24 protein-coding genes and 1 riboswitch are annotated in these 23221 nt (G+C 51.4%); of the genes, 10 read left to right on the forward strand and 14 right to left on the reverse strand.

Going from position 1 to position 23221, the window contains the following annotated elements; genetic code table 11:
- The first annotated feature begins 45 nt into the window (after window positions 1–45).
- Together glnA and AAIG11_RS10380 are read left to right on the forward strand one after the other, a co-directional pair.
- Complete coding sequence (glnA, locus tag AAIG11_RS10375) at window positions 46–1371, forward strand: type I glutamate--ammonia ligase (RefSeq protein WP_343186181.1); 1326 nt, start codon at window positions 46–48, stop codon at window positions 1369–1371.
- Between the two features lie 54 nt (window positions 1372–1425).
- Window positions 1426–2013: an ANTAR domain-containing response regulator gene (locus tag AAIG11_RS10380; RefSeq protein ID WP_343186182.1), complete on the forward strand. Its 588-nt coding sequence runs from the start codon at window positions 1426–1428 to the stop codon at window positions 2011–2013.
- Window positions 2014–2179: 166 nt separating this feature from the next.
- Here AAIG11_RS10380 and AAIG11_RS10385 read toward each other — a convergent pair whose 3' ends face one another.
- From AAIG11_RS10385 to AAIG11_RS10445, 13 genes are all read right to left on the reverse strand, one after another.
- A complete protein-coding gene (locus tag AAIG11_RS10385) occupies window positions 2180–3325 on the reverse strand; it encodes an MFS transporter (protein WP_343186183.1) in 1146 nt (381 codons plus the stop codon).
- Window positions 3322–4212, reverse strand: a complete 891-nt coding sequence (locus AAIG11_RS10390) for a F0F1 ATP synthase subunit gamma (RefSeq protein ID WP_343186184.1) — start codon at window positions 4210–4212, stop codon at window positions 3322–3324. The genes AAIG11_RS10385 and AAIG11_RS10390 overlap by 4 nt, the downstream gene beginning before the upstream one ends.
- Entirely contained in the window at window positions 4190–5725 is a 1536-nt protein-coding gene (locus tag AAIG11_RS10395; RefSeq protein WP_343186185.1) for an alternate F1F0 ATPase, F1 subunit alpha, read from the reverse strand. Before AAIG11_RS10395 ends, AAIG11_RS10390 begins: the two co-directional genes overlap by 23 nt.
- A 45-nt stretch (window positions 5726–5770) precedes the next feature.
- Window positions 5771–6526 carry a F0F1 ATP synthase subunit B gene (atpF, locus tag AAIG11_RS10400; protein WP_343186186.1) on the reverse strand — a complete coding sequence of 252 codons (756 nt, stop codon included), beginning with the start codon at window positions 6524–6526 and terminating at the stop codon, window positions 5771–5773.
- 6 nt (window positions 6527–6532) lie between these two features.
- Window positions 6533–6799, reverse strand: coding sequence for a F0F1 ATP synthase subunit C (locus AAIG11_RS10405; protein WP_283408848.1), 267 nt, complete (start codon window positions 6797–6799; stop codon window positions 6533–6535).
- 70 nt (window positions 6800–6869) lie between these two features.
- Window positions 6870–7565, reverse strand: a complete 696-nt coding sequence (locus AAIG11_RS10410; protein ID WP_343186187.1) for a F0F1 ATP synthase subunit A — start codon at window positions 7563–7565, stop codon at window positions 6870–6872.
- 4 nt (window positions 7566–7569) lie between these two features.
- Entirely contained in the window at window positions 7570–7845 is a 276-nt protein-coding gene (locus tag AAIG11_RS10415; RefSeq protein ID WP_343186188.1) for an N-ATPase subunit AtpR, read from the reverse strand.
- An 86-nt stretch (window positions 7846–7931) separates the two neighbouring features.
- Window positions 7932–8228, reverse strand: coding sequence for an AtpZ/AtpI family protein (locus tag AAIG11_RS10420; protein ID WP_343186189.1), 297 nt, complete (start codon window positions 8226–8228; stop codon window positions 7932–7934).
- Between the two features lie 12 nt (window positions 8229–8240).
- Complete coding sequence (locus AAIG11_RS10425; RefSeq protein WP_343186190.1) at window positions 8241–8621, reverse strand: hypothetical protein; 381 nt, start codon at window positions 8619–8621, stop codon at window positions 8241–8243.
- A complete protein-coding gene (atpD, locus tag AAIG11_RS10430) occupies window positions 8611–10020 on the reverse strand; it encodes a F0F1 ATP synthase subunit beta (protein WP_343186191.1) in 1410 nt (469 codons plus the stop codon). The genes AAIG11_RS10425 and atpD overlap by 11 nt, the downstream gene beginning before the upstream one ends.
- Before the next feature lie 346 nt (window positions 10021–10366).
- Window positions 10367–11914, reverse strand: coding sequence for a glycine betaine uptake BCCT transporter (locus AAIG11_RS10435; protein WP_343186192.1), 1548 nt, complete (start codon window positions 11912–11914; stop codon window positions 10367–10369).
- A gap of 128 nt (window positions 11915–12042) precedes the next feature.
- A complete protein-coding gene (locus AAIG11_RS10440; RefSeq protein WP_343186193.1) occupies window positions 12043–13368 on the reverse strand; it encodes a glycine/betaine/sarcosine/D-proline family reductase selenoprotein B in 1326 nt (441 codons plus the stop codon).
- Window positions 13369–13382: 14 nt separating this feature from the next.
- Window positions 13383–14708, reverse strand: coding sequence for a glycine/sarcosine/betaine reductase component B subunit (locus AAIG11_RS10445; protein ID WP_343186194.1), 1326 nt, complete (start codon window positions 14706–14708; stop codon window positions 13383–13385).
- Window positions 14709–15073: 365 nt separating this feature from the next.
- On the opposite strand from AAIG11_RS10445, the gene AAIG11_RS10450 reads away from it, so the two are divergent.
- The gene (locus AAIG11_RS10450; RefSeq protein WP_343186195.1) at window positions 15074–15715 is read left to right on the forward strand and encodes a TetR/AcrR family transcriptional regulator; all 642 of its coding nucleotides are present in this window, start codon (window positions 15074–15076) and stop codon (window positions 15713–15715) included.
- Window positions 15716–15885: 170 nt separating this feature from the next.
- Window positions 15886–15987: riboswitch (glycine riboswitch) on the forward strand.
- Here the strand turns inward: AAIG11_RS10450 and AAIG11_RS10455 are convergent.
- On the reverse strand, window positions 15962–16243 hold the full coding sequence (locus AAIG11_RS10455; RefSeq protein ID WP_343186196.1) for a hypothetical protein: 282 nt from the start codon (window positions 16241–16243) through the stop codon (window positions 15962–15964). Its footprint overlaps the riboswitch before it by 26 nt.
- Here AAIG11_RS10455 and AAIG11_RS10460 point away from each other — a divergent pair.
- From AAIG11_RS10460 to grdC, 7 genes are all read left to right on the forward strand, one after another.
- Window positions 16230–16652, forward strand: a complete 423-nt coding sequence (locus AAIG11_RS10460; protein ID WP_343186197.1) for a GrdX family protein — start codon at window positions 16230–16232, stop codon at window positions 16650–16652. The genes AAIG11_RS10455 and AAIG11_RS10460 overlap by 14 nt on opposite strands.
- A gap of 106 nt (window positions 16653–16758) precedes the next feature.
- Complete coding sequence (locus tag AAIG11_RS10465; RefSeq protein WP_343186198.1) at window positions 16759–18045, forward strand: glycine/sarcosine/betaine reductase component B subunit; 1287 nt, start codon at window positions 16759–16761, stop codon at window positions 18043–18045.
- Window positions 18046–18069: 24 nt separating this feature from the next.
- Window positions 18070–19377 carry a glycine reductase complex selenoprotein B gene (grdB, locus tag AAIG11_RS10470; RefSeq protein WP_343186199.1) on the forward strand — a complete coding sequence of 436 codons (1308 nt, stop codon included), beginning with the start codon at window positions 18070–18072 and terminating at the stop codon, window positions 19375–19377.
- 293 nt (window positions 19378–19670) lie between these two features.
- Window positions 19671–20618: a thioredoxin-disulfide reductase gene (gene trxB / locus AAIG11_RS10475; RefSeq protein ID WP_343186200.1), complete on the forward strand. Its 948-nt coding sequence runs from the start codon at window positions 19671–19673 to the stop codon at window positions 20616–20618.
- 109 nt (window positions 20619–20727) lie between these two features.
- Window positions 20728–21048 carry a thioredoxin TrxA gene (trxA, locus tag AAIG11_RS10480; RefSeq protein ID WP_343186201.1) on the forward strand — a complete coding sequence of 107 codons (321 nt, stop codon included), beginning with the start codon at window positions 20728–20730 and terminating at the stop codon, window positions 21046–21048.
- Window positions 21049–21118: 70 nt separating this feature from the next.
- Window positions 21119–21589 carry a glycine/sarcosine/betaine reductase complex selenoprotein A gene (gene grdA / locus AAIG11_RS10485; protein WP_343186202.1) on the forward strand — a complete coding sequence of 157 codons (471 nt, stop codon included), beginning with the start codon at window positions 21119–21121 and terminating at the stop codon, window positions 21587–21589.
- Window positions 21590–21672: 83 nt separating this feature from the next.
- Window positions 21673–23211, forward strand: coding sequence for a glycine/sarcosine/betaine reductase complex component C subunit beta (grdC, locus tag AAIG11_RS10490; RefSeq protein WP_343186216.1), 1539 nt, complete (start codon window positions 21673–21675; stop codon window positions 23209–23211).
- Window positions 23212–23221 lie beyond the last annotated feature (10 nt).

Consider the following 23221-nt stretch of genomic DNA (forward strand, 5'->3'; position numbering starts at 1 on the left):
GCTCCCCAAAGTGCTTGATAAAAAAACGCAAAGGAGCGTGTCTTAATGAGTCAAAAAGAAGCCCTGCTGAAAAAAGTCAAGGATTTGGAAGTCGGTTTTATCCATCTGCAATTCACCGATATTATGGGGGTGATGAAAAATGTCTCCATCCTCACCGATCAACTGGATAAAGCCCTGGATAACGAAATCATGTTTGACGGTTCTTCCATTGACGGATTTGTACGTATTGAAGAATCCGACATGTACCTCTGGCCCGACCTGGATACCTTCACCGTTTTTCCCTGGACCAGTCATCCCAAGGAGGCCCGCATCATCTGTGATGTGTATAAGCCCGACGGCACTCCCTTTGTGGGCTGCCCCCGAAACGCCCTGAAAAGCGTGCTGAAAGAAGCTGAAGAAATGGGCTATACCATGAACGTGGGCCCTGAATGTGAATTTTTTCTCTTTAACACCGACGAGCAGGGAAACCCCACCCTGAACACCCACGATAATGCCGGCTATTTTGATCTGGCACCCATCGACCTGGGAGGCAGCGCCCGTCTGGATATGGTGAATGTACTCACTGAGATGGGCTTTGAAATTGAGGCGTCTCACCATGAGGTGGCTCCCGGCCAGCATGAAATCGACTTTAAGTATGCCGACGCCCTCACCACCGCCGACAATATCATGACTTTCAAAATGGCCGTGCGCATCGTCGCCCAGCGCCACGGTCTCCATGCCACCTTCATGCCCAAGCCCCGCTTTGGCATCAATGGCTCTGGCATGCACATCAATCTTTCGTTGGCCAGCCTGGATGGCAAAAACGCCTTTTATGACGAAGCCGATCCCATGCAGCTCTCCGCAACCACCTATGCCTTTTTAGCCGGGGTGATTAAAAATGCCCGGGGCTTCGCCGCCGTCACCAACCCCACAGTGAACTCTTACAAGCGCCTGGTGCCTGGCTATGAAGCACCGGTGATGATCGCCTGGTCTGCCAGCAACCGTAGTCCCCTCATTCGTATTCCCGCCAAACGGGGCAATTCCACCCGCATTGAGCTTCGTAACCCCGATCCCTCTGCCAACCCTTACCTGGCATTGGCTGCCATTCTGCGGGCAGGACTGGATGGCATCAAGAACCAGCTGACACCTCCTGATCCAGTGATGACCAACCTGTATGAAATGAACGACGAGGAACGCAGCCTCAACTGCATTGACTGCCTGCCGGGCAGCCTCTTTGAAGCCGTGCAGGAGCTGGCGAAGAATGACGTGATCAAAGGTGCTCTGGGCCCCCACATCACTGAAAAGTTCATGGATGCCGCCCTTTATGAGTGGAAAAAATACTCGGCCTATGTCTCCCAGTGGGAGTTGGACCGTTACCTGAAAAAATTCTAAACCCATGAACTTTTATCACCAGCAGCATAATAGTTGGAAGGGAGGGCGATGGCCATGAACCGGGAAAAAATTCTGGTGGCCGACAGCAGTGAAGTCAGCCGAAAAAAAGTCTGTGACATGCTGAACCGACAGGGCTACTGGACCTTTCAGGCCACCGATGGTGCCCACACCCTTCGGGTTGCCCGAAAACTCAAGCCTGATCTGGTGATCATTGATGCCGGCATCTGGGGTATGCCGGCCGCCGAGCTGGGCCGCATCATCGAAACCGACGGCCTTTCCACCGTTCTTTATCTCGCCAGTCAGGTGACCCCGGAGTTTTTAGACATGATTCAAAAGCGCCACGTATATGCCTATCTCACCAAGCCCCTGCAGTCCCGCCAAATGGCGCAGATTCTGGATTTTGCCATGGTGAATGCCCGGAAAATCGCAGCTCTTACCGACAAGGTTTCCCGACTGGAACGTTCACTGGAGGGGCGCAAAACCGTTGACCGGGCCAAAGGACTGCTCATGGATCAAAAGCAACTGGCAGAGCAGGAGGCGTATGCCTACCTGCGACGCAAAGCCATGGATAACGGCATTACCCTGGAACAGGCTGCCGAAGCGATTATGCAGCAGCTTCACCCTTCTGGAAATTCCGCGTGATCACATGATTGACCATAATTATCGAAAGGGAGGCAACTGATGAATTCAGCTGCCTCCCTTTCAGTTGAGCCATCAAAATAATGTCACTCCAGACACTCGCAGATCTGTTCACACACTTCATGCCGAAACAAACGATGGGTGATTCCCATTAACCCGCATGATTTCATCATGATTTAATGGCTGCAACCCGGTTCCACTGCACTAAAATCAGTAAAAAGATGAAAAAAGGGAAAAGCTGAATTCCCCATCCAGACAAAGCAATTCCCATCAGAGGCGGAATTGTGGCCACACCCACATAAGCTGCGGCAAACTGATACCCCATCAGAGTTTGGGAAACCTGTGCCCCAAAACGAGTGAGTGTTTCGTGTACCATGGCAGGAAAAACAGGGGCAAACCCAAGCCCAATGAGCAGAAAGGCCGGCATGGGCAAGATTCCTGATATCAGCAACACCGCACCACAGCCCGACACGACGAACCCTGCTATAATCAATTGCCCGTTGTTCAGCCTGAAAGAAATCGCCCCTGCCAGCAGACGACCGGCAGTGATGCCCCCATAATAAAGCGCCACCACCTGTGCCGCCCGTTCAAGGGAGATGCCGTGGAACTGAAACAGGTAGCTGGCACCCCACAATCCCATGGCATACTCCCCGCCACAGTAAAACAGGAACACCAGCATGGCATTTGGTGCTCCTTTGGTTTTGAAGACTTCCCTGGCAGTTAGCACACCTGCAGGTTCTTTTTCATGGGATGCCAAGCCTTTCTGATGTTTTCGCCACAGGGGAAGGGAAACCAGCAACACCGCAGCCAGTGCAAACTGAATGTAAGCAATGGTTCGAAACCCGGCTCGCCAGGATTCGGTTTGTATCAGTACGGCAGCCATGACCAGGGGCCCCGCCGTAGCGCCGATACCCCAACAGGCATGCAGCCAGTTCATGTGATGGGCTTTAAAATGCGTTGCCACGAAATGGTTTAGTGCAGTATCAACAGATCCGGCACCAAAACCCAGGGGCACCGCCAGGAAGACAATCCATCCGTAATGGGGTGCCACGCCGAACCCCAGGAGTGCTGCCGCTGTGAGAAAAGTGCTGAAAAAAGCAATTTTTCCTTCGCCAAAAGCAGCAATGAGTCTGCCGCTGAGCAAACTGCTTGCCACGGTTCCAATGGTTGTCACGGTGGCAATCAAACCGCCTGCCTTTAAATCCATGACCCATTCGGTTCGAATCAGCGGCCAGGCCACACCAAAAACGGCATCGGGCAATCCCAGGGAAATAAACGCCATGTAAATGACCATCAATAAGATGACTGTTATCATGTGCTGTTTACCGCCTCCTGCTCCTTGGATTTCTTAATGGCCTTAAAGCCTGAAATCACATCATTGACTTCTTCGGTGATCTGGTTCTGGCGTTGCCGGCGGTACTTGGCATTCAGATCCACCAGCCGTTCATCAATGTTTTTTTCAGCTGACTGCATGGAAGCCAGCCGGCTGGCGTTTTCTGAAGCCAGAGAATAACAAAAAGCCCGGTAAAGGCTGATGAAAAAATACTGGTGGATCAAATGAGAAAACAGGTTCTTTTTACTGACAAAATAAGTGGGCAGTGAATTGGACTCCCATTCCACATCGTTTTTGATCAGCTCTTCCAGGTCAATGGGGAAGAGCCGTTCGGTTTCTTCGACAAAGGAAGCGACCTCCTGAGGTTTGTTGTAGTGCAGCAAAATGCGGCCAACGGTCTTGCTTTCCCGAATTTCATCAATGGCCAGAAGAAGACGCTGCACCATAGACGTGATCCCTTCTTCTGTCTGGGGGACAGGTAACACCGTGTCTACCTTAAAGCCTTCTTCCAGTCGGTTAAGTACTTGCTGGCCAACCACGAGGACCACATCTTCCTCTCCCGGCGTGATTTTTTCCTGCGCAAAGGCAACGATGCGTTCATTAAACCTTCCCGCCAACCCATGGTCTGACCCAAAAATAACATGGATGTCACTGCCTTTCACCTTCTGCTGGGGAGGCTTTGTTTCTTCGCCGGTGGTGATGACGACGTACAGGGCCCGATCCAACACACGCCGGTAAGCCATGGAAGCCGCAGCCGCATTCTGAAACTGTGTAATCACAGAAGATGCGTGGGCTTTCATGGTGGAAACGATGGATTGAAGGCTTTCAGCCGAGTTGATGCTGCGTTTAATCGATTGCAGGTTTTCCATCTGCCTCATCCCACTCCTCTTTCAGCCTGTCACTGACTCGCTGCAGAAAGCTTTCCTTGACATGTTCATCCAGGCGTTCTGCTTCCATCAACTGCTTGCGAAAGGTTTCATCTTCCCGCACCAGGGACTGGATGATTTTTTCTGCCTGACTAATCTTATTCACCGGCACACTGTCCAAAGTGCCGGAGGTGACCGCCATGAGAATACCGATCTGTTCTGTCACTTCAATGGGTTGGTATTGGGGCTGGTTGAGTACCGCCCGGATTCGTGCGCCCCGTTCCAGAATTCGCTTGGTATTTTCATCCAACCGGGTACCAAAGCTGGCAAAGGTTTCAAGTTCTTCAAACTGGGAATAGGTCAGCTTCAGGGCACTGGTGATCTGGCGGTAAGCCGGTACCTGGGTTTTACCACCCACCCGGGAAACTGAGGTGCCAATTTTCACTGCCGGCAGGTTCCCTTTCTGGTACAGTTTGGGAGAAAGGGCAATCTGACCGTCGGTAATGGAAATCAGGTTGGTGGGGATATAAGCGGACAGGTTTTCTGCCTGGGTTTCAATGATGGGCAGCGCCGTCAGACTGCCACCGCCAAAGGCCGGTTTTAAGTGCGTGGAGCGTTCCAGCAGCCGGGAATGGATATAAAAGATATCGCCAGGATAAGCTTCCCGACCGGGGGGCCGTTCCAGCAACAGTGACAGTTCCCGGTAGGCCCGGGCGTGGCGGGTCAGGTCATCATAAATGATCAGCACATCTCTTCCCTTTTCCATAAAATACTCTCCCAGAGATGTGGCGGCGTAAGGGGCAATGAAAGATACCCCTGGTGCTGATTCTGAACCGGCCACCATGACCACGGTATAGTCCATGGCATCATGTTCCTTTAACATCTCAATCACCTTGGCCACCGCGGTGATTTGCTGACCAATGGCACAATAGATACATATTACATCTGCCTTGCGCTGGTTAATGATAGCGTCGACAGCAATGGCGGTTTTCCCGGTTTGCCGGTCGCCCAGAATCAACTCCCGCTGGCCTTTGCCGATGGGCACCACTGAATCGATCACCTTCAGACCTGTTTGCAGGGGTTTGTTCACCGCCGCCCGGTGCATGATGGGCGGTGCTTCCCGTTCGATGGGCATCCGCCGGTCCATTTCAATGGGACCCAGATCGTCCAGGGGTTCGCCCAGGGGACTGATCACCCGGCCTAACACTTCCTGTGACACGGGAATGTCTGCCACCTGGTAACTTCGTGTCACCCTGTCGCCCGATTGAATATGCTTGTATTCCCCCAGCAGAATCACACCAACAGAGCGAAAATCCAGGTTAAAGGCCATTCCCATGGTGCCTCCCGGAAACTTGATAAGTTCCTGGTTTTTCACGGCCTTTAGTCCTTTAATCACGGCAATGCCATTATCAATGGACACCACCGTACCGCTTTCTTCCACATCTTCTTTACCCAGCTGTTGTTCCACAGCTGCGTCGATGGTTTCTTCCAATAGGGAAAGTTGTTTTGTCAGCATGGGTTAACCACCTTACCTGTCTAATGAATCAGACGTCAGCCTGGTTTAGGCCGTCCGTTTTTTAATGAGTTGCTGAACGTTCTTTTCTGCTTCTTCCAGATACTTGCGCACATTGGTATGCACTGTCAGTGTTTCAAGTTTCAGCTCATACCCCTGAATCAGTTCCGCTTCCACTTCGTAGCTTATTTCCTTGTAGGTGCCCACTTTCTCTTGAAGCACTTTTTCCAGAGATTCTTTTTGCTGCTCCGACAGTGCTTCTGAACTGATGAGGATGATCCGTTCCTCTTTGGATGCCATATCTTCCCTCAGGATATCCTCTTCCAATGCCGCCACTTTTTTCATAAAAGAATCGAACACTTTTTCACTGAGTTTTTCTTTTGAAAAGGACCCCAGAATGTGTTCAGCAATTTTGACGGCGTTATGCCCCAGTGAAGTCCGCAGGTCCTGGATAAACCGCTCCTGCTCCTCTTCCACTTCTCTCCTGTAATCGCTGCGTTTCTGTTCCGCTTCTTCCCTGTAGACAGCTAACAGTTCTTCTTTCTTTTCCTGCGCCTGTTGTTTAGCGGCTTCCAACTGCCTGTCTTTCTCTTTTTCCAACTCTGCCAAGTTGTGGTTGTAGGTTTCAATTAATTCATCTGCCTTCTTCATTTTCTCCTCCGATTTTGTCTGGTTATCCCGGATTCGCTGCTGCCGGTCGTCCATGGCTTTGATCACGGGTTTATAAAACAGTTTTTGCAACAGAAAGAGAAGAATGAAAAAGTTGATCATTTGGGCGATGATTTCAAACCAGTTAATATTCATAACGGCCTACCCTGTTATTAAATTCCAGAATGGATTGGCGAAAAGTAAAATCATTGAAACCACAAAGCAGTAAATGGCAGTTGATTCAATCATGGCAAGGCCTACAAAAAGTGTTCTTGAAATGGTATTGGCTTCATCTGGCTGCTGGGCAATTGACGCCAGTGCCTGGGCAACGGCTTTTCCCTGTCCTAAAGCGGGTGCAATTGAACCAATGGCAATGGTCATTCCGGCGATCACAATTGACGTCATTCCGATGACACTCACAGAATCCATTCGACAACCTCCTCGTTTATTGTTCGCTGCTATTAATCGCTGTTTATTGTTCGCTTCTATTAATCGCTGTTTATTGTTCGCTGTCGACCTGTTTTTTCCCTTTTTTCTTTTTTGTGGCAGAACCAATGTAGACAATGGCCAGGATGGCAAATATATAGGCTTGTATCACCCCGGTAAGCAGCCCCAGTACCTGCATGACCACGGGGAAGAACAGGGGAATAACCCCCAGCAGAATGACCGCGATAATGCTGGCACTCATCACATTGCCGTACAGGCGAATGGCCAGGGACAGGGTGCGGGTGATTTCACTGATGATGTTAAAAGGAAGCATGATCACCGTTGGCTTAATGTATTCCTTCAGGTACCCTTTAATCCCCTGGCTGGCAATTCCGAATGTGGGAACCGCCAAAAAGACGCACAATGCCAGGGCGATGGTGGTATTGAGGGAACCGGTGGGAGCGACGAACCCCGGCACCACCGACAGAATGTTGGCTGCCAGAATAAAGATGAACAGGGTACCAATAAAAGGCAGGTACGGCCCAGGGTCCTGGCGGCTCACTTCATAGATCTGTTTTTTGATGGTTATGATCAGGGCTTCCAGGATGTTTTGCCCCTGGCTGATTTCCGGGCCAGGCTTCACATTGCGGGTAATCAGGTAGGACCCCACCGCCAATACACCCATGGTGATCCAGGTAAACACCAGCGTGGCTGAGATGGTCACAAACCGCCACTGAAAATAAACAATATCGCTGGGATCAAGGTTCATTACATCACTCCCTTTCGGTTGGTGCAGGGGAATTCTGCCGCACTTTGGCAATCATCATAAACTTCACCAGCATAACCCCCGCCACCGCCGCCAACAGGTTCTTAATGTCCCCTGCCATGAGAAAATAAAGGCCAGTCAACAGAATCGCCATACGCACCAACATACTGGCCACCATCAGAAAGCCTGGATGTTTCGCCGTTGGCAGTTGATTCACACTCCAGTAGAGGCCGCCAAAAAAAACCAGGCCCAGTCCCATACCGCCTAAAAAACCCAGGATCAATTCATCCGCCTCCTCTTACTCTCCATACTCTTTTTGCTCTACATACTCCTCTTGCGCTGCATACTCCTCTTGCGTTGCATACGCTTTTACTCTTCCTCACTTTTTTGCTTCACCCAGTGCCAGGCATTGAAACAACCCAACAAAATACCGGCGAACAACAGGGTGAGTGTCCAGGAAAACCCGGTGGGATAGCGGTTGTCAAGGTATACACCTGCTGCAATCCCCATCAGGGTGGGAATGGCAATGGACCAGCCCACAATACCGAACACGCCCAAGCCAAACATGATGTCGTCTTTTTCCGTTTTGGCTTTTATTTTCTTCGCCGCATCCAACTGGATCCTGTGCTTCATTTGTTCTTCTGGAGAGCGCTTTTTCTTGTCCAAAGAGACACCTCTTTATGATTCGATTTCCATAAAACGTCTGATGGTATCGGTTTCCAGTTTAACCAGCACTTCGCGAGCCTTCTTTTCCCTTTCATCCTGCTTCTGATAATTTTCTGCCAAAGACTCATGCAGTTTTTCCAGGGAATCGCCTTTAACGGCCTGAAAAGTGGACACCACCACCGCGTCCCCTTCCTTCACCAAGGTTCCCTGTTGAATGGCGTAGTACTCATCCTGGTTGTTTTTCGTTAACGTCAAGATGCCAGGCTGCAGACTCCACACCACATCAATGTGTTTGGGTAACACCTGGAAACCGCCTTCGGTTCCAGGGGCAGTGATTTTATCCACCGGCTGGTCCAACAGCGTACGATAGGGCAGCACCAGCTTAATGTTCATGGCCTTTTGTCCGCTCCCTTCGTTTTTCATCTGCCTCATCAATGGTGCCAATCATGTAAAAATCACTTTCAACATAGTCGCTGTATTCATCATTGAGAATCTTTTCGCAGCCCGTCAGGGTCTCTTCCAGTTCCACCAGTTTTCCCTTCATGCCGGTAAACTGCTCAGTGGTAAAAAAGGGCTGTGTTAAAAAGCGTTCCAACAACCTGGCCCGATTCACAATGTTTCGGTCCTCCTGAGACAATTCTTCGATGCCCAGCATGGCGATGATGTCTTTCAGGTCTTCATAGGAAGCCAGGGTCCGTTTGATTTCCTGTGCAATGAGGTAATGCCGTTCTCCCACAATGGACTTGCTCAGCATGGTGGAAGATGATTCAAGGGGACTGATGGCCGGGTACAACCCTTCACTGGCCCGTTTCCGCGACAGCACCACCGAAGCGGAGAGATGGGAAAAGGTGTGGGTGGCCGAGGGGTCGGTGAAATCATCTGCCGGCACATACACCGCCTGAATGGAGGTGATGGACCCGGAGCGAGTGCTTGAAATTCGCTCCTGGAGTTCCGCCAGTTCAGTGGCCAACGTGGGCTGGTACCCCACCCGTGATGGCATTTTGCCCATGAGACCTGACACTTCAGACCCCGCCTGAACAAACCGGAAAATATTGTCAATGAGCAGGAGAATATCCTTTTTTTCTTCATCCCGCAGGTATTCAGCCATGGTCAGCGCTGCATGACCCACCCGGAAACGAGCACCGGGGGGTTCGTTCATCTGCCCGAAAATAAGCACTGCGTTTTCGTAGACGCCGGCATCGATCATTTCCCGGTACAACTCTTCCGCTTCCCGGGAACGCTCGCCGATACCGCAAAAAACACTGTACCCTTTTGTTTTTTTAGCTGTATTGTTGATCAATTCCGTAATAAGAACGGTTTTGCCCACGCCTGCCCCGCCAAAAAGACCGGCTTTGCCGCCTTTGGCCAGGGGGGTCAACAGGTCAATCACCTTGATTCCGGTGAGAAACAGTTCATCTGAAGGAACCCGTTTGGAAAAGGGCACCGGTTTCTGATGAATGGATCGACGGGGAACCTCAGCACCCATGGTGTCGTCTCCATCCAGCCGGTTTCCAAACAAGTCAAACATTTTTCCCAGGGTTTCTGTGCCGACGGGTACAGTGACAGGCCCCCCGGTGTCGATCACCTCGTCTCCCCGGGAGATGCCGGCGGTAAAAGTAAGGGCAATGGCTTTCACGGTGACGTCATTCACGTAGGCATTTACCTCCATGATGATCTCCTGGTTGTCACCAGTTACCAGTTGATCGTTCATGCCTGGCAGACGGTCTTTAAAAACGACTTCAATCACACTGCCTCGTATGGATTTGATGGTTCCTACATTGCGGTCTGCCATGGAAAAACGCTCCTATTCATGTTTTTCGTATCTTTCGGTGTGCTTCATGTGAAGTATTCAATGACTAACTACCCGTTAACCCCACTCCCTAATCGAAGAAACACCCACCTCTGGATTCACAGCCAGAAATGGGTGCTTGCATTTAAATAATTTTGATGTGGCGTTCATTGCTCACGCATCAACGAAGCGATTTGTGGTCAAAGCGATTCGATGTTCTCAACGTTTCATTCACACTTCACTGCACAGCTGCAGTCGTCAACTGCACAGCTGGTGCAGACGGTAATAATCATGTGAGTTTGAACAGGCTGGTTCAAATCAAACTCATTGATGCTTTTCTGCCTTACAGCTATTCTGCTGTTTGAGGCTCACCTTTAGCCATCACTTTTTCCGGTTCCGAAATGACCGGTGCTCCTGTCACCATGAGGTCATCTTCCTTTAGGGCTTTCAGCATGGAATAGCAGGCCGCCAGCATCACAAAGCAGAAGGGGAAGGCCGCTGCAATGGAGGCAATTTGCAGGGTTGCCAGACCGCCGGCTACCATAAGGGACACAGCTACACCCGACATCACCAGCCCCCAGAGAATTTTCTTGCTGTTGGAGGGGTTTAGATCTCCACCGGAGCTGAACATACCCAGTACAAAGGTGGCAGAGTTGGCGGAGGTGATAAAGAAGGTACCCAGCAGGAAGGTGGCCACCAGTGAAACGATGGTTCCCAAGGGGTAGTTGCTCAGCACCACAAAGAGGGCGGTTTCTGTCACTGCTGCTGCTTCTGTGGCAATTTCCAGTCCCAGATTCAGACCCATGCCGCCAAACACAGCAAACCAGACAAAGGAGCCCAGGGCCGGTGCCACGATGACACCGAGAACAAATTCACGGATGGTACGGCCCTTGGAAATCCGGGCAATAAAAGTGCCGACAAACGGTGCCCAGGCAATCCACCAAGCCCAGTAAAAGACAGTCCACCAACCGATCCAGGTGTTATCGCCAAAGGGATTCAAGAAAAAGCTGTCGTTGAGAAATCCGCTGAGGTACCGGCCAAAGCCGCCCACCAGGGTGTTGATGATGGCCACGGTTGGTCCGACAATGATGGCCAGCACCAACATGAGGATGGCGGCCTTCAGGTTAATGTCCCCCAACAGGGCAATGCCTTTTTCAATTCCAGCCACGGCTGTCCAGATAAAAATCACCGTCACCACGGCCACGATGATGATTTGAACCGTCAGGGTGTTGGGAATGCCAAACATGAAGTTCAGTCCGCCGTTAATCTGCATGGCTCCCAGCCCGAGAGAGGTGGCCACGCCTGCCACAGTGGCAAAGATGGCCAGAATATCAATGGTTTTGCCAATGGGACCCTGCACACCCTTTTCGCCAATGAGGGGGGTGAAGATGCTGCTGATGAGCCCTGGCGCACCTTTTCGGTACTGGAAATATCCCAGTGCCATGGCCAGCACCGCATAGTTGGCCCAGGGATGGAATCCCCAGTGAAGGAAGGAAATGCGCATGGCAAAGTTAGCTGCCTCAGAGGTTCCCGCTTCTACCCCGATGGGAGAAATGAAATGATTCAGAGGCTCTGCCGCTCCCCAGAAAACCAGGCCGATGCCCATACCGGCACCAAAGAGCATGGCAAACCAGGAAGCTGTTGAAAATTCAGGTTTGGAATCATCCGGCCCCAGTTTGATGGCCCCATATTTACTGAAGGCCAGGTACACACTGAAGAGCACAAAGACAAACATGGAAATCATGTACAGCCAGCTGAAATTGTTCACCAGGAAGTTAAACGTGCCGTTGGCCACGTTTCCGAAATTGCCGGGGGCAAAAATACCCCAGGCCACAATGGCCAGTGAAATGACAAGGGAAATAATGAAGACGTCGTTGGAACCTTTTTTACCGTTCATTGAGCAGACACTCCTTTACACACAGATTCAACCGAGCCGTTAATCAGAAGTACATTGACCCGGCAGCGGGTTAATGCTGGGTTCAGCCGCTGCCGCAGTCAATGGCCAGGGAGCAACACCCCGCTGGTTTAAATCTTGGTTTTAAAAAGGGTTGGCTCGCTGATTTCAGCGGTTAAAGCGTCCAGGGCGACGCCCACCCGGTGGTAACGGAGTTTGTACTGCTCTTCTTTTGGTGTGGCAGGGTCTCCCAGGGGATAGGGAATGGAGATGGTGGGAACCATTTTATTCACGCCCACACTCTTGGCAACGGGAATCAGGTTGGCCATGAGCACAATGGGAATGCCTGCTTTTTCAATTTCTCTTAGCATCGTTGCACCGCAACGAGTACAAGTGCCTCAGGTGGCTACAAGGAGCACGCCGTCAACGCCGGACTCCTTCAGTTCTGCCGCAATTTCACGCCCCATACGGGCCGCTTCTTTTTGGGTGGTGCCGGTGCCCACAGTGGAGTAGAAATAATGGAACATTTTCTTGATTTTGCCTTCTTTTTCATACTGGCGCATGGCGTCCAGGGGAACAATGACATCCGGGTCGGCATTGGCCGCCATGGGGTCAAAGCCTGCGTGAATGGTCTGGTATTCGCCAGCCTTCAGATCGTCCATGCCGGAAACATCATACTTGCCCCACTTGGTGGCAGAGGCCGACTGGATGCGGTCGGGGTTGCCGACAGGCACAATGCCGCCGGAGGTGACAATGGCAATGGTGGCTTCCGACAGCTTGTCAGGAGCAACCGGTGATGCCACGGGAACCAGGTCGGTGATTGGCACCGGCAGTTCTGTTTCATAAGGCTCCCCATTGATCTTCTTCAGCAACATGTCAATGACACGCTCAGTGGCAGGCACCGGCGGGTTGAGGAAGTACTGCTTCCGTTTACCCCGTCCAAAATAGCCTTCTTCTTTGGCTGAAGTGATTTCTTCTCCCCGGGCCAGCTTTTGGGCAAACTGTGCCATGGCCTTCAGGTCATTTCTCATGGCAGCCGCACTGGCACCACCTCTGAAAATGAACATGTCTTTACGGAACATTTCTACGCCGGGATTTTCTTCATCCATGGAGGTAATCACCACAGCGTCGGGAAACATTTGCTGCACGGCACGTCCTGCATGACCGCAGGCTGCCCCGTAACGCCCGGCACGAAAGGCCGGACCGGCAAAGAAAAAGTCTACTTCTTTATCTTTCAGGAAATCCTTGATCATGTCAATGGCTTCTTCCTGACGGGAACCCATGAAGTTATCGCCGCAGATAATGGTATGGGTGACTTGAATGTCATCACCCAGCTGTTTGTCCAGCTCCATGGCAGGCCCCACAAGGCCTTCCCGGATTTCAGGAGTGTGGTCGGCCATGTCTTCGCCGCCCACCTGGCCGAAAAACTGATTCAGGTATAAAATCGCTTTTTTCACTGTTGACACACCTCCTAATACTCAACCATTGTCTTGGTGGACCAGCCAACAATCTGGTCACCGCAGAACATGGCGTTGTTTTCCATGATAATGGATCCGTCTTCCCGTACCGAAGCTCCCAGAATGGCGTCGTTATCCCAGCCGCCGGAGAGACCGTCACGGGCCAGGGATTCCAGTTCGCCAATGACCACTGGCATGGGGGGCAGCTCAATAAGCTCTGACACATTGCCTGTGGAAACCATGGCAGTGGCCAGGGCATCCATGGAAACCAGGGGCTGTGACGCGCCGTCGCGGCCGGTGCACTCATTGGACAGGCCTACGGTTTTGATGCCGGCTTTTTCCAGAGCCACCAGGCAGCCGGTGTAGTCGGCATCCGGGTTGCCGTAGCCTTCTTCAGCCACAACCGCCGCATCGGCTCCCAGATTCTTGGCCATGGAAGCCACAAAGAGCATGGCCCGTTCTTTTTGTTCCAGTGCCACATTCAGGTTGGACATGATCACACCCAAAAAGTTGATGGTTTTGCCATGTTCCTGATAAAGGCGTTTGATCATGGGGTAATTCTGGAAGTCATAAGTGGCCCATTTGGAGGAGCAGGGCATGAAGGAGCCGGAAATGATGCAGCCGTCCAGCACTTCATTGGGATGCATGAAGGTGGGCAGCATCCGATTGGCATCCCAGCCATACACCAGATCGTTGTAGCCCAGTTCTTCCATTTGTGACTGGGGTTGAAGCACCATCACCACCTTGGGCAGTTGGTTCTCGCCCTCCGTGCGTTTGGTTACCGGTGCCAACTCAAAAGTTTCCACTTCTTCAGGGGTCTGGTCAGCCACGGTTTTACCCAGGTATTCCGCCAGTTTCATGCCAGCCCACCGCAGGGCACGGTTTTTCTTCTGCTGCTCCCGCTGTTCAAGCACTTCATTGGTATCAGCCACCAGGCAGACATTCATCAACTGGGAGAAGTAGCTGTATTTGGCACCTTCGCCCCCCATGTCAATCAGTCCGTCCTGAAAACCGCCCCAGTGTTTGCCCACTGCCAGCACACTCATGTTTTTCAGTGCCAGGGTGCGGCCGTTGCCAGCCTGCATCAGATCGCCGGTGACACCGGGAAACACAGGCCCGCCGCCCACCCGGTAACGGGGCTCGATGGCTTCTTTCACCGGAACAATGCGCACCATGTCGCCAGGCTTCACAATCACCAGGTCTGCTTCTGTGATCCGCTCATCTTCCCGCACCATTTCCAGCGCTTCTTCCTTGTTAATGGTCAGCACCCCGTCTGCAAACCGGGTTTCACTGCCAAAAACAATGTCCTTGACGTAAAAATGTCCCAATTCCAGTTTCATTGACTTGACACTCCTTCCTTCCGTGAAAACGTTTCGTTTCTCACTTTGATAAAAGAATATCATAACCGTATTGATTTTGTAAATACGTTTATTGGATAATCTTGATTATTTTTACAAATTTTTCCGTCGATTTCTTTCATCACTTGCAAACAGCTGCTTCTTATTCTTCCCGCAAGTTTTCGAGAACTTCTCATTTCTTGATTTTTTATCGGAACATCATGATTATCCCTTTCTCTCTCTTTCTTGCTTCTTGCAGAATCTGTTGATATAATGAATCAACACTGAACAAGAAACGCACACTAAATGAAAACGTGGTGAATAATGTGATTCGACCTGATAAAAAAACGATACAGAAACGCCGCATCATGAGCTATTTCATTGAAGCCGCCACCCAAATCATTGACGAGGAAGGCATCGATGCCGTCACTATCCGAAAGGTCGCCGACATCGCCGGGTATAACAGTGCCACCCTGTATAATTATTTCGACAACCTGGACCACCTCATCTTTTTTGCATTGCTCAAGCACTTTAAAATTTATGTGATTCATCTCAGTGATTTCATTAAGGACGCTGATAATGCGCTGAAAAAGTATTTTCTCATCTGGGAGTTCTTCTGCTACCATTCCTTCCAGGATCCACGGGTTTATCACACCCTCTTTTTCAAGCAGTTCAACCAACCCCTGCGAGACATGATGCAGGAGTACTACGCCCTCTTCCCCGAAGAACTGGAAGATCTGCCGGAAGAACTGGAGCCCATGCTGTTGAACCAGGATCTGACGCTTCGCAACCTGGCCCTGCTCCAAAACTGCGTCAGGGAAGGCTATTTAAAAGAAGACGATTTGGAAGAACTGAACGAAATGACCCTGCTCATTTATGAAAGCATGCTGCAGCATCTTCTCACCGAACGGGTGGAGTACACCCCCAAGGAAGCCACCCGGCGCACACTGAAGTACATTCGCATGGCCATGAAAGTATTCAATCACTGCGCAGATACCCTCGACCAGTAACCGTCTCCTGTCAACAGCTTCATCTGGCTATTTACTTTATGTTGGCTTCTTTTGATATTTTTTTGACAAATTGTTTTATTTGCTATTGTCTTTCATAGAAAAACATAATATAATGATAACGAAAAGACATCATTCAACCTTACCTGGTTAACAACTTCATCAAAAGCTGGATGACGTATGCGGGAGAGAGTCCGTTCAGGGCCGCCGAAGGTAAAAGCTAACTTCATAAAAGAGTTAGTGAATTTCTCAGGCAAAAGGACCGTATATCGACAGCGCTCTGGAAAGCGCAAGCACCGAAGGAGCAAGTCCTGGCAGCAGCATCGCCAGGAAGAACCTCTCAGGTCCCACAACAGAGATCAACATGACAGCTGTGTTCATGATTGACTCTGTTTTTTTGTGTTCCCGTTTTTTTGACAAGGGGTTGAATGATGGCTGCTCAGGACGCAATGTGGTGGTGTGAATGAATGGCTGGATGGTTGAATAGCTGATGACTGATGTTAAAGGAGGGAGTGCCATGATGGTCGTCACCAATAATCCCCTGGTACGAGAACGTTTGCCTGAAGAAATGAACCTTCTGTGGGTGGATGGCGGCTATGAAGATGTGATTGTGGCCGTTCGCAACCGGGTACACCGGGGTCACCGGCTTCTCACACACCCCCTTGCAGGGAGTGTGAAACCCTATGAAACCCCTTACCGAACCATCTTTCTCTCTGATGAGGCCACCGACTTGCATCATCCGTCACTCAGTGTGCTGGAGCAGGCCATGGCATTGCTCAACGCTTTTAAAGGAAAGACAGGCGGTCTCAATTCATTGCGCACCTACCGGGATGAGCATCTGCCCGACCTGCAGCTGGTGGATTACGGTTTAGTTGAAACAGTGATTCAGCAGCAACCCACCATGCATCAGACACTTGATCAGTTACTGCAGGAAGAGTGATGAAAGCTGTCAGGAAGCACCAGGAAACAGCATGAAAACAGGCAGAAAACGAAGAAAGTCTCACGAATCATCAACGAAAGAGGAATGAAGAAAGGGGAGAAACAGTATGAAACTTGAACTTGGCAAGGTATTCATTGAAGATGTCCAGTTTGGAGAAAGCACCCATCTGGACGGCCGCATTCTGGTCATTGACCATGCGGAACTGCTGGAAGCCGTCAGCGGCGACGAGCGTCTGTGGAAAATCCGGGTGGATCTGGCCCATCCCGGAGAGTCTGTTCGCATCACCCCGGTGAAAGATGTCATCGAACCCCGGGTCAAGGTGAAAGGTCATGGGGGTATTTTCCCAGGCATGTTGTCGAAAGTTGACACAGTTGGAAACGGCCGTACCCATGCCATGAAAAATGTGGCCGTGGTCACCGCCGGTAAAGTGGTGGGCTTCCAGGAGGGCATCATCGATATGTCAGGCATTGGTGCCGATTATACCCCCTTCTCCAAAACCCATAACGTGGTCATCACCGCCGAACCCAAAGCCGGCATCAAGTCCCATGATCACGAAGCCGCCCTGCGCACCCTTGGTCTGAAAGCTGCCGCCTATCTGGGGCAGGCCGTGAAAGACGTGGAACCGGACGAAGTCAAAACCTACGAAACCCTGGCACCCCGGGAAGCTGCCCAGCTGTACCCTGAACTGCCCCGGGTTGGCTATGTGTACATGCTTCAAACCCAGGGACTCCTCCATGACACCTATGTCTATGGTGTGGATGCCAAAAAAATCGTTCCCACCATCATGTACCCCACCGAAATCATGGACGGTGCCATTGTCAGCGGAAACTGCGTTTCTGCCTGCGACAAGAACCCCACCTATGTGCATCTTAACAATCCCATCATCGAAGACCTGTATGAAGAACATGGCAAAACCCTGAACTTCATGGGTGTCATCATCACCAACGAAAACGTGACCCTGGCCGACAAAGAGCGTTCCTCCAACTGGACAGCCAAACTCACTGAATTTCTCGGTCTTGACGGTGCCATTGTCTCACAGGAAGGTTTTGGAAACCCGGATACCGACCTGATCATGAACTGCCGTAAAATCGAGGAAAAAGGCATTAAAACCGTCATTGTCACCGACGAATATGCCGGCCGTGACGGCGCTTCCCAGTCTCTGGCAGATGCAGACCCCAAAGCCAATGCAGTCATCACCAACGGCAACGCCAACGAAGTGATTGTTCTGCCTCCCATGAATCGACTCATCGGCACTACCGCCTATGTGGATTCCTGCGCAGGCGGCTTCGACGGCAGTCTTCGTTCTGACGGCAGTATTGAAGTGGAGATTCAAGCCATTACTGGCGCCACCAACGAAACCGGCTTTGTGCACTTGTCCGCCGACGCTTACTAAACCTTTTGGAAAGGATGGATCAATATGGCAAAGAAGAAAGTCGTGCATTATGTGAACCAGTTTTTTGCCGGCATCGGCGGCGAAGAAAAAGCCGACATGCCGCCTGAATTGCGTGAAGGCGTCATCGGTCCCGGAATGGCACTGAACACCGCCCTGGGTGAAGATGCTGAAATTGTCGCCACCATTGTCTGCGGCGACTCCTATTTTAATGAAAACCCGGAGATCTCCAAGCAAAAGATTCTTGAAATGATCAAACCCTTCGAGCCTGACCTGTTTCTGGCCGGCCCTGCTTTCAACGCCGGTCGTTACGGCGTGGCCTGCGCCACAGTGGCCTGGCTGGTGCAGGAAGAACTGAAGATTCCTGCCCTCACCGGTATGTACATTGAAAACCCGGGAGCTGATCTGTTCCGCAAAGCTGTTTACATTGTGGAAACCGGCAACTCTGCTGCCACCATGCGCAAAGCTGTCCCCGGAATGGTGAGCCTGGCAAAAAAACTGCTCCATGGCGAACCCATTGGGCTGCCTGCTGAAGAAGGCTACATTCCCCGAGGCATTCGCCGCAACGTCTTCAAGGAAGAACGCGGTTCCCGTCGGGCTGTGAACATGCTGCTGGCGAAACTGAAGGGAGACGACTATCAGACTGAGTATGCCATGCCCGATTTCGACCGGGTACCTCCCGCTGATGCTGTGGGTGACCTGAGTCATCTGAAAATCGCTTTGGTAACCTCCGGCGGTATTGTTCCCAAAACCAATCCTGACCGGGTGGAGTCCTCCAGCGCTTCCAAGTTTGGCAAATACTCCATCGAAGGTGTGGAAGACCTGACCGCCGAAGCATATGAAACTGCCCACGGCGGCTACGACCCAGTGTATGCCAACGAAGATCCTGATCGGGTAATGCCTCTGGACGTACTCCGTGATATGGAGCGGGAAGGCATCATCGGCCACATTCATGAGTTCTTCTACAGCACCGTTGGAAACGGCACCTCCGTTGGCAACTCCCGTGCCTTCGGTATCAGAATTGGAAAGGAACTGAAGGAAGCCGGTGTGGATGCCGTTCTTCTCACCTCCACCTGAGGTACCTGCACTCGTTGCGGCGCAACGATGGTAAAAGAGATTGAACGTTTTGGCCTTCCTGTGGTTCATGTATGCACCGTGGTACCCATTTCCATGACAGTGGGCGCCAACCGGATCGTTCCGGCAGTCGCCATTCCCCACCCCTTCGGTAATCCGGCTGTGGATGCCAAGGAAGAAAAAGCCCTGCGGCGCAAGCTGGTTGAGAAAGCCATGAAAGCCCTGCAGACAGAAATTGAAACTCAAACAGTTATTGAATAATCTGATGGAATCACACATCTTTGCGTGAATCGCGTGATTCTTTGGGTAACATGGAAATAGAGCATTATCGGCGGGAAACAGCCATCTGAAAGAGGCGTTCCAATGCAGCATGCCAACAGTTTGATGCTGTGTGCTTGCCCTTTCTGCAAATCAATCCAAAAGATTTTGATAAATTAATCACGATTATTTCGTGATTGTGTTTACACCTCTATTGCCCTATGCTATAATGGCATCAAAAGATTCAATGCACGGCTGTTTTCCGTCATCAGAAACCCTTGTAAGGAGGCAAATTCATGGAAAATGTGTATGATGTGGTCATCATCGGCGCCGGCCCAGCCGGTCTTTCGGCAGCTCTCTATGCCGGCCGCGCCAAGATGAAGACCCTTGTGCTGGAAGGCACAAAGGTGGGTGGTCAGATTGCCATCACCAGCGAAGTGGCCAACTATCCCGGTTCCATTCACGATGCCACCGGTCCCACCCTCACCGCCCGTATGGTGGAGCAGGCTGATGAATTCGGTGCCGAACGGGTGAAAGACATCGCCGTGTCGGTTGACTTCACAGGTAAGGTCAAGATCATTAAAGGTGAAAAAGGCACTTATCACAGCAAAAGCATCATCATTGCCACTGGTGCCACCCCCCGGGTGATTGGCTGCCCTGGAGAAGTGGAACTCACCGGCAAAGGCGTATCCTACTGTGCCACCTGTGATGCCGATTTCTTCCAGGATTTGGAAGTGTTCGTGGTGGGAGGCGGCGACACCGCTGTTGAGGAAGCTATTTACCTCACCAAATTTGCTAAAAAAGTCACCATTGTCCATCGCCGGGAAGAGCTCAGGGCTGCCAAATCCATTCAGGAGATGGCTTTCAATAATCCCAAAATCGAATTTATGTGGAACAGTGTGATCGTGGATATTAAAGGAGATGGCATCGTTGAATCCGCTGTTTTCCATAACCGGGTGACCGGCGAAACCACTGAAATTCACGCTGATGAAGAAGACGGCACCTTTGGCATTTTCGTGTTCGTGGGTTACGACCCTGTGAGCCAGGTCTTCAAGGGCTGCATCAACACCGATGAAGCCGGCTACATCATCACTGATTCACAGATGAACACCAATGCAGAAGGCGTTTTCGCCGCCGGCGATATTCGGGTGAAAACCCTGCGCCAGGTGATCACTGCCGCTGCAGACGGTGCCATTGCCGCCGTTGAAGCAGAGAAATACATTACCCACGCCTTTAAGGAATAGTGTCATCAAAATGAAGCTTTATGGGACCCTTTACCGTCATGAAATGCACCAGATTCTAAGAAACAACAAAACAGGTGAAACAATGTGATTCAATGGAGGAGGTGAAACCATGTTAGCACTCGATAAGGATACTTTCCAGGCGGAAGTACTGGAAGCAGAAGGTTTTGTACTGGTGGACTACTGGAGTGACGGCTGCGAGCCCTGCAAAGCACTGTTGCCGGACATCGAAGCACTGGCTGAAACCTACGGTGACAAAGTGAAGTTCACCAAGCTGAACACCACCGGCGCCCGGCGACTGGCCATTTCTCAGAAGGTATTGGGACTGCCCACCATCACCCTTTACAAAGATGGCGCCAAGGTGGCCGAGGTCACCAAGGAGGAAGCCACCAAAACCAGCATTGAAAAAATGATTCAGGATCATGCCCTGTAACAGCAACGCCAATCCTCATCGGGATTGATGCATAGCAACAATCAAACTAAAAAAAGAAAGGATGGTCATAATGAGTTTTTTAGATGGCAAAAAAGTCATCATTATTGGTGACCGTGATGGTATTCCCGCACCAGCAATGGTGGAATGCCTGAAAGACACCGGCGCTGAAGTGGTCTTCTCTTCCACTGAATGCTTCGTCTGAACCGCCGCCGGTGCCATGGACCTGGAAAACCAGAATCGTGTGAAAACCCTGACTGAAAAATACGGAGCGGAGAACATGTTAATTCTCCTGGGAGCCGCCGAAGCAGAATCTGCCGGTCTGGCTGCCGAAACCGTTACCAATGGGGATCCCACATTCGCAGGTCCGTTGGCTGGAGTCCAGTTGGGACTCAAGGTATACCACGCAGTAGAACCTGAATTTAAGGACGCTGTCAATCCCGACGTGTATGATGAGCAAATTGGCATGATGGAAATGGTGCTGGATGTTGACGGCATCGTCGAAGAAATGAACAACATTCGAAGCGAGTTCTGCAAGTACTAGTCACAGGCTTCACAGGCAGTGACACACAACAAGGGTGATGGCAACCATCACCCTTTTTTTTGAAGAAAATGGAGGTGGACAAATTGAGTTTTCCTGTCATCAAAGGAACCGGCTATGTGCTGGTTCATACACCGGATATCATGCATCACCATGGCACCACCCAGAGTCTTGAACGAGCTGCACACCCAGACTCCGATTACCTGAAGTCTCTTAATGACCATACCCGATCCTACGACGATGTGGTGGCCTACGCCCCCAACCAGACCTACATTGGTAACCTGCATCCGGAAGAACTGCGGAACGTTCCCACACCCTGGTTCCAAAACGGCCTGGAGAACGCCCAGCGAGTGGGTACCTTCGGTGAAATCATGCCCCAGGATGAGTTCTATGGCCTGATGAAAATTTCTGATGCTTTTGATCTGGTCAGTCTTGAAGAAGGCTTTTTGAAAAAAGCAAAGGAAAAGCTGGAAGCCCATCCCCTTTTCAAAGATGATGTGGCAAAAATGGGCAATGGCGACACCCAGGAAGATGTGGAGCGGTTCATTAAGGATCACCATGCCGACCCCCTCTTCCACGAAGGCCACCTGGTGGGCTGCGTGAAGCGGGCCCATGACGTGGATGTCAGCCTGACAGCCCACATTATTTTCGAAAACCTGGTATCCAAGGCATCCGGCGTGCTGGCCATGAAACACTTGGTGGATAAAACCGGCCTGGATGTGAACAGCATCGATTATGTGATCGAATGCTCAGAAGAAGCCTGCGGTGACATGAACCAGCGGGGCGGCGGCAACTTCGCCAAAGCCATTGCCGAAGTGGTGGGCGCTGTCAACGCCACGGGTTCTGACCTGCGTGCCTTCTGCGCCGCACCCACCCACGCACTGATTGAAGCTGCTGCCCTTGTAAAGGCAGGTGTTTATGAGAACGTTGTCGTGGTGGCCGGTGGTGCCACAGCCAAACTGGGCATGAACGGAAAAGACCACGTTAAAAAAGACATGCCCCTGTTGGAAGACGTGGTGGGCGGTTTTGCCGTACTGGTTTCCCAGAACGACGGCGTGAACCCGGTGATTCGTACCGATCTCATCGGTCGTCACACCGTGGGCACCGGTTCTTCACCCCAGGCGGTGATCACCAGCCTCATCACAGCTCCGCTGGACAAAAGCGGTCTGAAGATCACCGACATCGACAAGTATTCCGTTGAAATGCAAAACCCGGATATCACCAAGCCTGCCGGCGCCGGCGATGTGCCGGAAGCCAACTACAAAATGATCGGCGCTTTGGGTGTGAAGCGGGGTGATCTGGAACGGGCAGAACTGGCCACCTTCGTGACCAAGCACGGCATGCCCGGCTGGGCACCCACCCAGGGGCACATCCCTTCTGGTATCCCCTATGTGGGTTATGCTCAGCAAGACCTGACCACCGGCGGCCTGAACAAGACGATGATCGTTGGCAAGGGAAGCCTCTTCCTGGCCCGTATGACCAATCTCTTCGATGGTGTTTCAGTGGTGCTGGAACGCAACTCCGGCGAGGTGGAAGCTCCCGGCAACGGCGTCTCCAAAAACGAAATCAAGGAAATGATCGTCGAAGCCATGAAAGAACTGGCCGCTCAACTGATGAAGGAATAGGAGTGTTAAC

It is taken from the genome of Anoxynatronum sibiricum, from assembly GCF_039414295.1.
GTDB classification, from domain to species: Bacteria; Bacillota; Clostridia; order Peptostreptococcales; family Tindalliaceae; genus Anoxynatronum; species Anoxynatronum sibiricum.

What these genes read in the sequence shown, in the direction of transcription:
- glnA (WP_343186181.1), top strand. Translation starts at nt 46, where the DNA reads ATGAGTCAAAAAGAAGCCCTGCTGAAAAAAGTCAAGGATTTGGAAGTC.
- AAIG11_RS10380 (WP_343186182.1), top strand. Translation starts at nt 1,426, where the DNA reads ATGAACCGGGAAAAAATTCTGGTGGCCGACAGCAGTGAAGTCAGCCGA.
- AAIG11_RS10385 (WP_343186183.1), bottom strand. Translation starts at nt 3,325, where the DNA reads ATGATAACAGTCATCTTATTGATGGTCATTTACATGGCGTTTATTTCC.
- AAIG11_RS10390 (WP_343186184.1), bottom strand. Translation starts at nt 4,212, where the DNA reads ATGGAAAACCTGCAATCGATTAAACGCAGCATCAACTCGGCTGAAAGC.
- AAIG11_RS10395 (WP_343186185.1), bottom strand. Translation starts at nt 5,725, where the DNA reads ATGCTGACAAAACAACTTTCCCTATTGGAAGAAACCATCGACGCAGCT.
- atpF (WP_343186186.1), bottom strand. Translation starts at nt 6,526, where the DNA reads ATGAATATTAACTGGTTTGAAATCATCGCCCAAATGATCAACTTTTTC.
- AAIG11_RS10405 (WP_283408848.1), bottom strand. Translation starts at nt 6,799, where the DNA reads ATGGATTCTGTGAGTGTCATCGGAATGACGTCAATTGTGATCGCCGGA.
- AAIG11_RS10410 (WP_343186187.1), bottom strand. Translation starts at nt 7,565, where the DNA reads ATGAACCTTGATCCCAGCGATATTGTTTATTTTCAGTGGCGGTTTGTG.
- AAIG11_RS10425 (WP_343186190.1), bottom strand. Translation starts at nt 8,621, where the DNA reads ATGAACATTAAGCTGGTGCTGCCCTATCGTACGCTGTTGGACCAGCCG.
- atpD (WP_343186191.1), bottom strand. Translation starts at nt 10,020, where the DNA reads ATGGCAGACCGCAATGTAGGAACCATCAAATCCATACGAGGCAGTGTG.
- AAIG11_RS10435 (WP_343186192.1), bottom strand. Translation starts at nt 11,914, where the DNA reads ATGAACGGTAAAAAAGGTTCCAACGACGTCTTCATTATTTCCCTTGTC.
- AAIG11_RS10445 (WP_343186194.1), bottom strand. Translation starts at nt 14,708, where the DNA reads ATGAAACTGGAATTGGGACATTTTTACGTCAAGGACATTGTTTTTGGC.
- AAIG11_RS10450 (WP_343186195.1), top strand. Translation starts at nt 15,074, where the DNA reads ATGAGCTATTTCATTGAAGCCGCCACCCAAATCATTGACGAGGAAGGC.
- AAIG11_RS10460 (WP_343186197.1), top strand. Translation starts at nt 16,230, where the DNA reads ATGATGGTCGTCACCAATAATCCCCTGGTACGAGAACGTTTGCCTGAA.
- AAIG11_RS10465 (WP_343186198.1), top strand. Translation starts at nt 16,759, where the DNA reads ATGAAACTTGAACTTGGCAAGGTATTCATTGAAGATGTCCAGTTTGGA.
- trxB (WP_343186200.1), top strand. Translation starts at nt 19,671, where the DNA reads ATGGAAAATGTGTATGATGTGGTCATCATCGGCGCCGGCCCAGCCGGT.
- trxA (WP_343186201.1), top strand. Translation starts at nt 20,728, where the DNA reads ATGTTAGCACTCGATAAGGATACTTTCCAGGCGGAAGTACTGGAAGCA.